The 14,075-nt window shown below is 57.7% G+C and carries 10 protein-coding genes; all 10 read right to left on the bottom strand.

Annotated elements, in window-relative coordinates:
• Positions 1-115: 115 nt before the first annotated feature.
• Positions 116-790, bottom strand: a complete 675-nt coding sequence (gene yiiM, locus RT197_RS18170; RefSeq protein ID WP_312952548.1) for a 6-hydroxyaminopurine reductase — start codon at positions 788-790, stop codon at positions 116-118.
• A gap of 69 nt (positions 791-859) precedes the next feature.
• Positions 860-1,480 carry a superoxide dismutase [Mn] gene (sodA, locus tag RT197_RS18165; protein WP_103676840.1) on the bottom strand — a complete coding sequence of 207 codons (621 nt, stop codon included), beginning with the start codon at positions 1,478-1,480 and terminating at the stop codon, positions 860-862.
• A 189-nt stretch (positions 1,481-1,669) separates the two neighbouring features.
• On the bottom strand, positions 1,670-3,745 hold the full coding sequence (locus tag RT197_RS18160; protein WP_312952547.1) for a metallophosphoesterase: 2,076 nt from the start codon (positions 3,743-3,745) through the stop codon (positions 1,670-1,672).
• A 72-nt stretch (positions 3,746-3,817) separates the two neighbouring features.
• Positions 3,818-6,301, bottom strand: coding sequence for a phosphoenolpyruvate--protein phosphotransferase (gene ptsP / locus RT197_RS18155; RefSeq protein WP_312952546.1), 2,484 nt, complete (start codon positions 6,299-6,301; stop codon positions 3,818-3,820).
• Positions 6,294-8,897 carry a glycoside hydrolase family 38 C-terminal domain-containing protein gene (locus tag RT197_RS18150; protein ID WP_312952545.1) on the bottom strand — a complete coding sequence of 868 codons (2,604 nt, stop codon included), beginning with the start codon at positions 8,895-8,897 and terminating at the stop codon, positions 6,294-6,296. The genes ptsP and RT197_RS18150 overlap by 8 nt, the downstream gene beginning before the upstream one ends.
• 78 nt (positions 8,898-8,975) lie before the next feature.
• Positions 8,976-10,100, bottom strand: a complete 1,125-nt coding sequence (locus RT197_RS18145) for a PTS fructose transporter subunit IIC (protein WP_312952544.1) — start codon at positions 10,098-10,100, stop codon at positions 8,976-8,978.
• On the bottom strand, positions 10,093-10,407 hold the full coding sequence (locus RT197_RS18140; RefSeq protein ID WP_312952543.1) for a PTS fructose transporter subunit IIB: 315 nt from the start codon (positions 10,405-10,407) through the stop codon (positions 10,093-10,095). Before RT197_RS18140 ends, RT197_RS18145 begins: the two co-directional genes overlap by 8 nt.
• A 20-nt stretch (positions 10,408-10,427) precedes the next feature.
• The gene (locus RT197_RS18135) at positions 10,428-10,871 is read right to left on the bottom strand and encodes a hypothetical protein (protein WP_312952542.1); all 444 of its coding nucleotides are present in this window, start codon (positions 10,869-10,871) and stop codon (positions 10,428-10,430) included.
• A 1,224-nt stretch (positions 10,872-12,095) separates the two neighbouring features.
• Complete coding sequence (gene rhaR, locus RT197_RS18130) at positions 12,096-12,968, bottom strand: HTH-type transcriptional activator RhaR (protein WP_312952541.1); 873 nt, start codon at positions 12,966-12,968, stop codon at positions 12,096-12,098.
• A 75-nt stretch (positions 12,969-13,043) separates the two neighbouring features.
• Entirely contained in the window at positions 13,044-13,880 is an 837-nt protein-coding gene (rhaS, locus tag RT197_RS18125) for an HTH-type transcriptional activator RhaS (protein WP_312952540.1), read from the bottom strand.
• Positions 13,881-14,075: the final 195 nt, after the last annotated feature.

Below are 14,075 nucleotides of genomic sequence, written 5' to 3'. Positions count from 1 at the left end.
CGCTGGCTTAAGCGATCCACATCTCCCAGCCGTGGCACCGATCACTCCCTCTCCCTCCGGGAGAGGGCTGGGGTGAGGGCTCACGGCGCACAGGCTTTAACAACAACTTAACCCGCTACTTACCCCACAATCTCCGGGAGCTATCCTCGATCCTCCCGCTAATACGCCGCTTTTGCATCGTGCGCGTCCAGCTCGCCGACAGCCCCGCCGCTGACAGCAGTCGGTGGTACTGCTCGTCGTCAAACGGCATACGCCACGCAATCACCCCGGCGTCATAAACGCTCACATCGCTTACCCGCGAAGCCAGCTCCAGCGGCGCGTCGGCGGCAACTTTGCCGCCAGCAATCACCCGGTACAGCCAGCCGGTTTTACCGCTGTTCTGCATAATGGTTGCCATGTCGCTGATAGCAAAATGAAAATTGAGTTTGAAGCATGGCGAGCGCGGCTGCGTCACCTGAATGAGGGTCTCTCCCCAGCGGAAAATATCGCCGATGTAAACCGTCTGCTCGGTCAGCCCGTCGGTTGACAGGTTCTCGCCAAAGGCGGGCGCGACGAACAGTTCGGCCTGTTCGGGGAATTCCTGCGCCCAGTGGCGGTAATGCTCGCGGGGATAATGACACAGCGCGCGATCCGGGCCGCCGTGGATCTTCTTCTCTGCCTGCTCATCGTTTTGCAGGCCCCGTTCGGTCAGGGTGAGTTCACCATCGACCTGCACTTTGTCTATCGCGCTGGGGCGGCTTCCGGGGTAATCCCGCACCTTGCCTGTAAAAACATCAACCGGGTAGCGCATCGCAGCTCCTTATGCGGATACAAAAAAAGCGAGTCATCAGACTCGCTTTTCAGGTTTCAGAATGCAACCTTATTTTTTAGCGGCAAAACGCGCTGCGGCTTCATCCCAGTTCACCACGTTCCAGAACTCTTTGATGTAGTCCGGGCGGCGGTTCTGGAATTTCAGGTAGTAGGCGTGTTCCCACACGTCCAGACCGACGATCGGGAAGCCGGAAACGCCTGCGACAGCTTCACCCATCAGCGGGGAATCCTGGTTCGCGGTAGAAACCACGGCCAGCTTGTCGTCTTTCAGCACCAGCCATGCCCAGCCGGAGCCGAAACGGGTGGCAGCAGCTTTCTCAAACTCTTCTTTGAATTTGTCTACGGAGCCGAAATCACGCTCGATAGCCGCTTTCAGATCGCCCTGAAGCGTGGTGCCTTTTTTCAGGCCTTTCCAGAACAGGCTGTGGTTAGCGTGACCACCCGCGTTGTTACGCAGAACGGTTTTCTTGTCAGCAGGGACCTGATCCAGTTTGGTAATCAGTTCTTCTACCGGCAGGTTAGCCAGTTCCGGCAGGCTTTCCAGCGCGGCATTGGCGTTGTTAACGTAGGTCTGGTGATGTTTGGTGTGATGGATTTCCATCGTCTGCTTGTCGAAATGCGGTTCAAGGGCATCATAGGCATACGGCAGGGATGGCAGTGTATAACTCATAATCATCTCCATTATTGTCGGGCGGCAGATGTGTTAACGCCGCGTAAGCAGTTGGTTCATTATAGTTAATTAAATGATATTGAAAATGTTTATCAATGCCGTAGTTTTAATAAGGTTATAACTTTTGGTTATGTGCCGTGATGCACAGGGAGACTGGCGGCGTTTTCGCCGCCAGTCTGGCAGGAAGAATTAGCGTGCTTTCATTTCCCCGGTTTCGCTATCAAGATGGAAATTGCGGCTCGGGCTGCCCTGAAGATATTTATCGATAACGCGGAAAATACTGCCGAAGCGCAGGCGGAAAATCGTCTCAAAATCACTGTCGGCGGTCACGGTCGGCATTTTAGCCGGTAAGGACTGCGCCAGGGTCCGGGTCAGCAGGCGATATTCACGCAGGCGAGTCGCCGTGATATCGCGCAGCGCCAGTTCATCCGCATTGCGCAGTCGATAGAAATCGACCGCCAGATCAAAACCGTTCCAGGCAGCAAACGCCTCCAGCGTCATACCGTTCTGCTGCACCAGCGCGCGGGCTTTGTCCTGCGCCTTGCGCCAAGCGGCGGCGTTTTTCTGCACGTACTGCGCCGGGAGATCGACTCGCGAGGGTGCACAAATCGCATGATTGTCGCTTTGCGGTACGCTCATTACCTCACGATACGGAACCTGCCCGTCAAGCTGGCTTAACGTCAACATGTCGGCACCGTTGAGGCTAAACAGCATCTGGCGGATTTCACACGGCCACTCTTCCGGGATAAAACGTAGCCGGGTCAGTTCAGTCATATGCCAGTTAGTAAAGTCGTAATAGTCCTTCGCCCCCAGCACGGCTTTGTTCCACAGATGCGGCGAATGGATCGCGTTCAGGTGATCCCATTCCTGCTGATAATGCTCAAACAGCTCGTCAAAGCGCGGCACGCTGTTAAGGATCACCGTATCGACATCAATGCTGCTACGGCTGATAACGTTAAGCGTTTTATAGGCCGGGACGTAGGCCGCCATTGAAGGTGCCTGAATATTAAACAGCAGGCTGCCATCCGGGTATTTGCGCACCCCGGTATCGTTGAAATGCATATGCCCGCCCACATGCACGCCAATTCCGGTTTTTGCCAGGGCGTGACTGGTATCCTCCTGCGGCGCACGCGCGAGCTGGAATTTACCTTTGCCAAAAATCTCTTCCAGATCCCCCGCCGCGCCGTTATCGAACTCCACCATCGGAAAATGGCTGAACGTGAGCAGCGTTTTCCCCTGCTGCTTAGCACGGCGAGCGACGTCGGTCATCCACGCCAGGGTCTGCTGTTTGTGGGTCAACATCTTGTTATAGCCCGCGTCGCCGGAACCGGCAAAATTGCTGGCCTGCGCGGCCTGGCTGGCATCGGCGTCTTTCGTCGGCAGATAGACGTTGGCATCCACTGCCATCAGCCACAGTCCCGGCACCGGCTCGACCAGATAGCTACTGTCCGCCACGGTGAAGCAGGGGCCGTAGCCCGGCTGTTTATATTTCCCACCGGTCCCCTGGGCGCAAATTTCATACTGCCGCTGACGGAAATCGCTCGCCCGTTTTGCTTTTTCCAGACTGTACGTTTCCGGGGTCCAGGAAGAATAAGGTGTTTCCCAGTAGATGTCGGCAGGCTGGGGTTCCATACCAAAGGGAGCCATCATTTTCATGATGTATGCATAACCGCTGCTGACCATCTCTTCGCTGCAAATCGTCGGCAGTTCCGCATCGGTTTTGATTACCGCCGTGCGCCCTTTATAGCCTTTGCACTCCTTCGCACCAGCGCTGAAGATGCGCTGCGTTTTACCCTGCGGCCCTAAGAAATCTTCTTCGCCGCCGGGCACATCAAAAGGCCGGTTGGGATCGTGATTACCGGGCGTGGCAAAAAAGCGCATACCGTATTTCTGCTGGTATTCCTGAAGGAGTTTGACCAGCCCGCGAATATGCACTGGCTGCCCGTCATCGCTGAAGTCGCCCGGTAACGCAATCAGGGTAATGCCTTTGCGCCCGGCATCATCAAGCGCAGCGCGCAGGGCAAAGTAGTTTTCATTGAATAAACGCGTGGAGGTGAGCTGGGCGTACATGGTGCGGATCATTGCGTTTTGCCCGCTTTTTTGATTTTTCAGGCCGCTGAATGCGCCATCCTGAAAAGTGCCGTAAACATCATGGAAATGAATATCCGGCATAAACGCGACACGGTACTGATAATTTTCCGCCGCGCACGCAGAGCCGATCAGCAAAAAAAGCGTGGCGACAGATGAAATCACTCGTTTTTTCATTCAGTTATCCTTACATAACAACAACATCCCGTCATACGGCCCGCCCGACAACCTTGCCGGGCGGGCTGTACGTTACCCTGCCAGTTCCTGTTCAAGCCGTGCGGTTATGGCGGCGGCATCACTGCCCGTCAGCAGTTGCTGGCGGAACGCTTCATGCATCAGCTTACGGGCGAGGCGCGAGAAGATTTTCATGTGATCGCCCTTCTCCTGCTCGCTGACCGTCAGCATGATCACCAGCGACACCTCCACGTCTTCGCCCCACATCAGCGGCGTGGTCAGGCGCATCAGCGATACGCTGCTGCTGAGTACCGCTGCCGATTTACAGTGCGGAATAGCGACGGCAAAACCGAGCGCCGTTGAAAAGACCGCTTCCCGCGCCCAGATCGCCGCTTCCACTTCCGCCCCTGAACGCACCCGCTGCTCAACCTCCAGGTTGTCCGTGAGGATTTTGATAACGTCCGCCTTACGGGTGGCAGGGTTATCCAGCAGCACCAGCGCCGGGTCGAAAATGGACCGCGTGCTGCCGCCAGCCTGCGCTTTCAGCAGGGCATCCACCTCCGCCGCGCTGTCGCACAAGAAAGCGCTTTGCTGCGTGTGCCAGCAGGCGGTGGTATCCAGCAAAGCCAGGCGCTGTTTCGCCTTGCCGATGCGCCCCGCAGACATGCTGATTTGCCGCAGTCCAGCCCCTAACAGCAACGGTATCGCTGCCGGATCGCCCCCCATTTCGCCGCACAGACAAATATCCAGCTTCGCCTGACGCGCGCGGGTGGTGAGATCGTCCAGCAGCATCAGAAACGCGGGATCGCAGTAGTTATACAGATGGCGCACCTGGGCATTCCCCCGGTCGCAGGCGAGGAAATACTGCACCAGATCGTTACTGCCGATGGAGACAAAATCGATGTACGCCGCCGCTTTTTCCAGCAGGTAAAGCACCGACGGCACCTCTGCCATAATTCCCAGATGCCATTGCCCAACGACCGCCCCTTCCGCCTGTAACTGCGCCGCCGTGTGCTGAAAGCGGGCGTGCAGCCATTTCACTTCTTCAAGCGTGGCGACCATCGGTACCATAATGTGCAGCGGTCCGGCGGCGCTGGCACGCAGCAGCGCCCGCATCTGGCGGGTGAAAATGGCCTCGAATGCCGGATAGAGCCGCACCGCGCGCCAGCCGAGGAACGGGTTATCCTCCGGCGGCAGGTTGAGATAATCACAGGGTTTGTCGCCGCCGATATCCAGGGTGCGAATAACCACTTTTTTGCCCTGCGCCTGCTCCAGTACGTGCCGATAAGCAAGATACTGTTCCTCTTCATCCGGCGGCGCGCTACGTTCGCAGAACAGCATTTCGGTGCGGAACAGGCCGATGCCCTCCGCGCCTGCGGCAAAAGCGCTTTCCGCTTCGGCGGCAAGGGCGATGTTTGCCAGCACCTGCACACGCTCTCCGTCGCGGCTGACGCCCGGCTGCTGCGTCAACGGCTGTAAGCGCTGCGCGATGCGCGCGATTTTCGCCTCTTCCATTTCGCGCCACCGCTGCGCGCAGTCATCGGGTGCGATCACCAGTATGCCGTAGCGGGAATCGATCAGCAGCGGCGCGCCGGCAGGCACCCGCGCGTCGGGCGCGCACAGCAGCGGAATGCCAAACGAGCGGGCGAGGATCGCCGTGTGCGAGGTTTCTCCACCCTCACCCATCACGATACCTTTCAGATACGGCCCGCGCAGCGCCAGAAACTGACCCGGCGTGATAAGTCCGGCGCTAATGATCACCGCATCCTGGGTGAATTCCGGCAGGGTAAACAGCGGCCGGGCGGTCAGATGCGCCGCCAGGCGCAGCCCCAGATCCTGTAAATCCAGCGCCCGCTGTTGCAGATACTGGCTGCGACTTTCGCGCAGCGGCTGGCTGAGCTGGTCAACGATCAGCCCCAGCGCTGCCAGCGCGTTACCTGCCTGCGGCGGCGCGCGCAGCGCGTCTTCCAGCAGAGTGTCGTTCAGCAGTTTCAGGTGTGCGCCCAGCACGGAAGCGGCCTCGCCCTGCGCGTGGCGCATCTCTTCCTGTACCTCCACGCGCACGCGGCTTAGCGCCTGTGCCAGCGCCTGACGTTGTGAGGCGGCATCCTGAACTGGCTCCCGGGCTGCAAGCGTGGCGAAATCTACCGCCCCCAGCGGCACCGCGATGCCGGTTGCCAGTCCCGGACTGACGCCGTTCCCGCGCAGGTAGCGGGAGGTCGTGGCCGCCAGAAAGACCGGCAACGGCTGCTGGTGCGCGTCAGATGCGGACGCAGGCAGCGCCTCATCGCACCCGGCCAGCTCGTTGACGATAAACGCCTCCAGCGCCTGATGCGCCGCCTGCTCGTCTTCACCGTCAATCAGCAACTCGCAGGCATCCTGATACAGCACGTCCGCGCCAATCAGCGCCAGCACGCTGCGCGCGTCAACCTGCCGCTGGTTACGCAGGTTATGGAAAGTAAAGCGGGCGCGAAACGCCATTACCCGCTGTTCAAACTCGCTGGCGGGCCTGGCGTGCAAACCGTTTTCCAGCGGGAAGATAAATGAAATTTTACGCACGGGCGTCTCCTTTCTCCGCAGGGGTGATGCGCCAGCTTACCGGGGCGCAGGGAGCGACGTCAGACGGGCAGGTGAAAACCGGCGCTTCCGCCAGTGTAACTTCCTCCACGCCGCCCGTGGTCACAGGGAACGTTTTATCGGTGGCGATCGCGCCGGGATTCCAGCCGCGCAGGATCAGCGCCTCGCCATTTTGCGCTTTTTTAAGCGTGCTGAAATGCAGCGGCGTCTGCCAGTTCAGCAGGCTAAAGTTCGTCGGGAAGCGGTGACCGTGCGGATTGGTTTTAAAGCGCGACCAGCCGGAATCCAGCCAGCCCGTCGCAGGCGTGCGCCAGTGTTCAATTTCCTGCCAGAACGCGCTGTCGGCTCCCTGATGCAGCGGCAGCAGCGCAAAATGGCAGTGAAACAGGCCCGGCAACTGCGAATCCGGCGACGGCAATACCATCCCGGAAGCGCGGCCCGGTCGCCACGGCATATTGGGCAGCCCCAGCCAGCCGACGCTGCGCAGCAGGGTGATCGCCAGCACGTCGGGTTTATCCGCCGGAATTTCATACTCGCGCAGCCCTTCCGTCACTACGCTCATTCCGTGCTGGCGATCGTGCATCATCACCATGCTTTGCATCGGCCACAGCGCGGCGGGCGCTTCCGTCCACTGCTCCTGCTGCCAGAGATCCAGCATCTGCGGACGATTTTCCCGACGGATCAGGCCGAACGGCTGATCGGCAAAATGGAACAGCTCGCGCACGCCGGTCGGGATTTCAACCTGCAACCGGTGATCGTGCAGCTTGTTGTCCACGGTAATGCGCACGTCCAGCAACGGACGCTGGTGATCGAGGGCGATGACCATGCTGACGTCCAGACGCGCGTTGCATAAATGCTGCTGACGGGCGGATTTATCCTGCGGCGCGGCTATTGATACACTAAGCGTCAGCGTATCGGCGAGGGTTCCGCGCTGCCATTCGGCGGCGGTCAGCGCGCCGTCGCTGGTAACGCGCCAGTCATCTTCCGGCGGCGAATAGTTGTAGGTATCCCCGGCATCGCCGCCGTCAACCAGCCGCAAAATATCGTCCCAGCGTTTACCGCTGCGCTTGTCGATAAGCGCGAGGCAGCCTTCGTCGAGCGAGAGGCGCAGCCAGGTGTTTTCCAGTGCGGAGATGGCGTCGTCCGGCGCACTAAATCCGGCGGCGATATCCTGCCGGAGATACAGCGTCAGATAGCCGCAGGCAGGCAGCGCCTTCGCTTCCAGCAGGATGTCGCACTTGCGATACCAGACCGTAGTGGTGCTGTTGGAAAGCTCCTGCACGATGACCGACATATCCTGCTGCGCCTCGTGAACGATTTGCCAGCGGCACGGCTGACCGTTTTCATCCACGATGCAAAAATCGCTGCCGGGCACGTAGAGAGTCAGCGCCACCTGCGCGTCGCGAACGTGCGGCAGCGGGTTAAAGACGACGATTTTTTTGCCCTGCTGACGCGCGGTGATCCCTTCCGCCAGCATTTTCATATTCAGTTCGAAAAGCTGGCTGGCGGTTTCCTGACCGGAGGTGAGACGCGCTTTAACCATCGCGTTTACCCGGTCGGCATTGCAGCCGCCGATGCTGTCATGAGCGTGGGACTTCATCGCTTCGCGCCAGATGTTATTCACCGCCTGCTGCGGATACGGTAGCCCCAGCCGCCAGACCACACTGAGCAGCGGCTCAAGCTGCTGGCTGACAAACTGCTCCAGCCGGGCGTTCGCCAGCTTGATATCCATCCGGGTTGAAAAAATCCCCCGGTGAATGCGCATGTATTTCGGGCTGAGCAGTTCGCCCTCAAACTCGGTCAGCGGTGCGTCTGCCAGCGCCTGAAAGTAGCGACTGAAATCGCTGCGCACAAAACGGTACTCTGACTGCTGCGCGTTGAGCGCATCGAGCATCGCCGGAACGCCGAATTCATAAGGCGACTGGTCGTTGCCGTTGGGCAACAGGATTTGCGCGGAGGTGCTGAATCTGGCCTGCTTTTGCAGGATCGTTGGCAGCACCTGCCACGCGTCCTGCGCGTCGGTTGGCAGCCATTTCGCGCAGCCGTAGCCCCACGGCAGCACCGCCGTGGTGACGCAACTGCCATCAGCACTGCGCCAGCGAAACTCGCTGTTCGCCACATCGTGCTCACACCAGCCGCGCCAGATCACCGCGTGGTCAATGGCAAACTGGCTGAGAAACATCGGCAGTTGCGCGCTCTGCCCGAACGAGTCGGGCACGTAGCCAACCGGCATCCGACTGCCCAGCGCGTTGCAGTCCGCCATGCCCAGCAGCAGGTTACGGGTGATCGACTCTGCGCCGACCACCAGAAAATCGGTCTGCGTATACCAGGGGCCAATCAGCAACCGTCCGTCGTCGATCAGTTTTTGCACCCGCGTGCGGTTTTCCGGGGCGATCTGGAAATAGTCCTTCAGCACTACCGTTTGCCCGTCAAGTATAAATGGCCCCAATGATTCGTCGGCTTCAAGACGCTGGAGCAAGTCCGCCATAAAATAATAAAGCACGGCGCGGGAATCATTTTCGGTGAAATACCATTCCCGATCCCAGTGGGTATGTTGAATCAAATGTACGGTTTTCATTTTTGTTCCTGCTTTTTCAGGCGCGAGCCAATCCCACGGAAAAATTCCGTTTATTTTTCTGGTCAGTAAAAGAAACGATTAACGGCTGGCTTTAAATTTCGGGGCTGCCGCCTCTTTTTTATTTTCATGCGTTGCGTCTTCCTGCGCGCCACGGAAGACAAATAACGATCCTCCGGCAACAATTGCTGAACCGCAGGCGATCGACAGCACATAGACTGGCCAGCTATTGACCGCCAGCCAGCCGTAGAAGCCGGAAATCGGTGCATGGTTGACCGCGCCCAGCCCGACCGCCATCGACGCGCCGACCGCAGAGCCGACCACGTTGACGATGATGATTTTCGGGTTAGACAGCGCAAACGGGATCGCCCCTTCCGAGACGCCAATCAGCCCCATCAGCGTGGAAGCTTTGCCCGCTTCGCGCAGCGATTCCGGGAAGCGTTTTGCCCACATCAGCGTGGCAATGCCGAGGCCGATAGGCGGAATAATAATCGCCACCTGCGCGGCGGTGTTGGGATCGTAAATGCCGGACGCCAACAGCGCCATCGCCGTCGTCACCGCCGCCTTGTTGACCGGGCCGCCGAGGTCAAAGCCCACCATCCCGCCGATCACCGCCGCCAGCAGGACTTTATTGGTGCCGGACATCGACAGCAGCCAGCTTTCCATCCCGTGATTCAGTGCCGCCAGCGGCGTGCCGATCACAAAGGCCATCACGATACAGGTCAGCAGCGTGCCGCCAACGGGCAGGATAAATATCGGCCCGGCGGAAGCCAGCGCTTTCGGCAGCTTAATGTATTTGATCAGCGCCCGGACGATGTAGCCCGCCACAAAACCCGCAGCCAGCGCGCCCAGAAAGCCCGTTCCCAGATTGCTCGCCAGCAGCCCACCGACCATACCGGGCGCGATACCCGGCTTGTTAGCCAGCGCAAAGCTGATATAGCCCGCAACAACCGGCAGCATCAGCGACAGCGCCAGACCGCCGAAGCCGTCAAACTTATGCAGTATTTGTATCACCAGACCCGCCTGTTCATGGCTGGCATCCCAGATGTTATCAATGCCGTACATCGACGCGCCAATACGCGCGATGCCCATGATCACCGCCCCGGCGATGACAAAAGGCAGCATCCACGAGACGCCGGTCATGATGGCATTTTTGACTTCCGCCCCCGTCGAGGGCTTCCCGCCTCCTCCCTGAAATTTAGCCATGCGACACCTCCTGCTCCACGGCTTCAAACACCGCGTCGCCGAATTTGATCGGATCGGAGACGCTGCACTCCAGTTTTACCATGCCGTCAAAACGCTCTTTCCCGCTGATGGCAACGTCGGCGGCGATGATCACCGCGTCGGCGCGCGCCAGGTCTTCAGCATCAATTTCGTTTTCGGCTCCCATACTGCCCTGGGTTTCCACTTTCACCTCGTGACCGCGTTTTTTGCCGGTCATTTCAAGCGCTTCAGCGGCCATATAGGTATGGGCAACTCCGGTCGGACAGGCGGCTACACAAACAATAAACATCATTTATCCTCTTGATTTCGTTAAGACAAAAAAAAGCACAATGGCGAAAACGCGCATTGTGCTTTGGGTATAAAAAGGGTTTGAGCGACGGCATCGCCGTCGGCCCCGCTCGCATGGCGGCAGGCCATTAACTGGTGCAGGCTGGAAATACGGAAGCTAAAACCTAACTCGTCACGCTTGCGAAGGAACAGCAGGCGCTGGCGCACGCGATGCCGTGATTTGATGACCTGACGCACCTGGCGGCGCACGCCGCTTTGCAGCGCCAGCCCGGCGCAGTCCCATAAACGCGACCACTCCAGCGCTATTTGTGTATCAGGGCAATCGTCGGTGGATAATTCGCTTTCTGCGAGATCGTCAGGAGAATTGAGCCAGCAAATATCATCCAGCGCAGCTTTAACGTTGTTATCCAGCAATAACAAAAAAGCTGCGAGAGTAATAAAGAATAAGATGATAAAAGCCAGCATTTCACCTCCGCATAAGAATCCTCACATTATAAAAGCGAAATCCGTTCGTCGAATGTGATTTATTGCACAGAGTTTCGATTAAATTTATTTTATAAAAAAAGCACCCACTATTAATGTCACAATATTATTCATGTCATAAATGAGTTGAAGCCACGGAAGGAACGGTAACGAATTGCCTCAAAATAGCTAAGTCAAAAGACCACACAATTCCGTTTCCTGATGGGAATATGGCAGATGCTCATGCTGAAATTGGTACTATTCAGCAGGTTTCACAAAAGGATCTGATATGCCAATGAAAGTGACAGGTCAGGCGGTTTGTGGTTATTTTCGTAGGGACATTGCCGCAATGGCTTCCAAAGCAGAGGTTAAGTCATTGAAAATATTGTAAGTAGCAGCAGGTAAAACCTGGTACTGGCAGCCTAAAATGCGAAGTATTAAAGAGGTTGCAAAAGGAAACCAGGCCTGATGATCCGAGCCTCAGAAAAAGATAAACCTGGCTGAAAGCCCGGTGACAATTTTCCCCCTCTCCCTAACCCTCTCCCTCGAGGGAGAGGGAACCGCCCGGCGTTATAACTGAATGTGCAATCTTTACGCAGGCTGAGTTGTCTACTGAATCTGACGCGAGGCACTGACCACTCCCTCTCCCTCGAGGGAGAGGGAACCGCCCGGCGTTATAACTGAATGAGCAATCTTTACGCAGGCTGGGTTGTCTACTGAAACTGACGCGAGGCACTGACCACTCCCTCTCCCTCGAGGGAGAGGGCCGGGGAGAGGGGGAACTGCGGGTACGGAGCCTCCCCTTATCCCTGACCCGGTTTCTCAAAGAAAATAATGTGAGGACTTAAGAAAAACAGGCCCGATGACCCGAGCCTCAGAAAAAGATAAACCAGGCTGAAAGCCCGGTGACGATTTTCCCCCTCTCCCTAACCCTCTCCCTCGAGGGAGAGGGAACCGCCCGGCGTTATAACTGAATGTGCAATCTTTACGCAGGCTGAGTTGTCTACTGAATCTGACGCGAGGCACTGACCACTCCCACTCCCTCGAGGGAGAGGGAACTGCCCGGCGTTATAACTGAATGTGCGATCTTTACGCAGGCTGAGCTGTCTACTGAACCTGACACGAGGCACTGACCACTCCCTCTCCCTCAAGGGAGAGGGCCGGGGAGAGGGGGAACTGCGGTATCTAACCAGCACGGAAAAGATGCTGGCGCTGTCCCGTCTCACGTTAACGCATAACGTCCCTGCTAAAGCGAGTTTCAAGGCAGTGGTTGCGCTGCCGCCATTGTCCTGGCGTCATGCCAGTCTCACGGTTAAAAACGACCGAAAAATAGTTACTGTCTTCAAAACCGCACTGCATCGCGATTTCGCCGATCATCATTTCCGTATGCTGGAGGAGGTATTGCGCGTGACAGATGCGTAACTGACGCAGGTACTGGTTGATGGTCATCCCGGTCTGGCTGCGAAACTGCTGGCGCAGGGTCCGCTCGCTGCATTGCTCCTGTTCGCAGAAGCGATCGAGCACGAAGGCGCGATCAAGGCTGCCCGCCAGCGCGGTAATGAGTTTATCCAGCAGCGGCTCGCGGGAGAGCGCGGAGAGATTATCGCTGGTATAGCGATGCCGTTTGAGGATCATCACCAGTTGCCCAAACAGTAGCCCGGCCATGTCGTGAGTCTGCGCGTCCGGGTGCGCGCTTTCATGCTCAAGCTGGCTAATCAACTGACGGGCCTGATTCATACCGCTGCTGCCCAGCCGCCAGTGCGGGCTGTGCTCGCGCCCGTCAAAACCGGGAATGTGCGCCGCCCAGTCGAGGTTGAGCGTCAGCCGGTCGGGACAGTAAATAATATTTTGCAGCACCAGATCGTTTACCGAGGCATAGGAGTGTTTATCTTCGGCGCGGATATAAAACAGATCGCCGCGCGTGATGCGGTACGGGCGGTCATTAAGCACGTGCAGGCCGTTGCCGCGCCACACCAGCACCAGTTCACAGAACTCGTGGGTATGTTCAGCAAATACGTTTTGCGGATAGCGATCCGCCACGGCAACCGCCTGGCCGACGTGCGGGAAAAAGTCGGCTTTTCGAAGAATTAACTGGCCCACTACGGGATCACCTCAGCGCCTTAGGATCGGGGATTATTAACCATCCGCCCGCCAAAAACGTTGACTCTCTTCGCGTTACTGAAGAACGGCGTCGCGGCCCTGGCGGATATCACGCGGTGACCAGGAGAACTCCCGGCGAAACAGGGTGGAAAAGTGATTGCTGTCGCCGAAGCCGCAGCGGTAGGCAATATCCGTCACGCTTTCGTCGCTGTGGCGCAGCAGGTGACGCGCTTTGATCAGCCGCAGACGGTTGAGGTAGCGCTGCGGCGTCAGCCCGGTGTACTGCTTGAGCTGGCGGTGCAGCGTGCGCAATGACAGCGAAAAACCGTCGGCCAGCGACTCCCAGCACACGTCTTCCGCAAAATGCTCCTCCAGCCAGACGATCAGCTGGTTCAGGCGGGCATCGTTATCTTCCGCATTCTGCGCGAGGCTGCTTTTACGCAGCAGCACCAGCAGTTGCATAAACAGCAGCTCGCGATTGGCTCTTTCCGGTGCATCCGGCGCGTCATCATGCTGCTCAAGCTGCCCGACAATCTGCCGCACCTGGGTCAGCGCAGTCTGGTTCACCCGCCAGTGCGACGGATAATTCCCGTCCTGCTCCTGCGGCAGCAGTAAATTCAGCCCGGACAAAAACTGGAACGCTTCCGGCGAGCGGTACAGAACATTGGTCAGACACAGATTGTCGGTATGTTCATACAGGTGACGGTCGTGATCGCGGACAAAGCAGATGGTGCCGCCGCTGATGGTGTACGGCTGGCCGTTAAAAACATGAATGCCGGTGCCGTGTTCAACAATCACAATTTCATGAAAATCATGGTGATGTTCCGGGAATGCCGCCTGCGGAAGACGCGGCTCAATCGCCACTGATGCGCTGCCCGACGGAAAAAAATCCACGCTGTGAAGTACGGTCATAAGAGTCGCCACCAGTGAGAAGAATTCTCAACATAGTAAATAAGGCGTGCGCTTCTCACCTTCAAGTTTTGACAGCAAAGCGTGCAAAGCCTGTCAGTTTTTCAAGAAACGGCGACGAATATGCGGAAATGAGGCCGCTGTCACATCCCCGCTTTTGCCGTAATTTGTGAGCTACCTCACGTTCATCTTTGCTTT

The sequence above is a fragment of the Superficieibacter sp. genome, assembly GCF_032071645.1.
GTDB lineage: Bacteria > Pseudomonadota > Gammaproteobacteria > Enterobacterales > Enterobacteriaceae > Superficieibacter.
Note: the sequence above shows the minus strand (reverse complement) of the source record. Positions and strands in the feature narration are given on the sequence as shown.

Excerpts from the sequence above, each read along its gene's own strand:
- RT197_RS18135 (WP_312952542.1), bottom strand. The coding sequence starts at position 10,871 with ATGCTGGCTTTTATCATCTTATTCTTTATTACTCTCGCAGCTTTTTTG.
- RT197_RS18140 (WP_312952543.1), bottom strand. The coding sequence starts at position 10,407 with ATGTTTATTGTTTGTGTAGCCGCCTGTCCGACCGGAGTTGCCCATACC.
- yiiM (WP_312952548.1), bottom strand. The coding sequence starts at position 790 with ATGCGCTACCCGGTTGATGTTTTTACAGGCAAGGTGCGGGATTACCCC.
- sodA (WP_103676840.1), bottom strand. The coding sequence starts at position 1,480 with ATGAGTTATACACTGCCATCCCTGCCGTATGCCTATGATGCCCTTGAA.
- RT197_RS18145 (WP_312952544.1), bottom strand. The coding sequence starts at position 10,100 with ATGGCTAAATTTCAGGGAGGAGGCGGGAAGCCCTCGACGGGGGCGGAA.
- RT197_RS18160 (WP_312952547.1), bottom strand. The coding sequence starts at position 3,745 with ATGAAAAAACGAGTGATTTCATCTGTCGCCACGCTTTTTTTGCTGATC.
- RT197_RS18150 (WP_312952545.1), bottom strand. The coding sequence starts at position 8,897 with ATGAAAACCGTACATTTGATTCAACATACCCACTGGGATCGGGAATGG.
- rhaS (WP_312952540.1), bottom strand. The coding sequence starts at position 13,880 with ATGACCGTACTTCACAGCGTGGATTTTTTTCCGTCGGGCAGCGCATCA.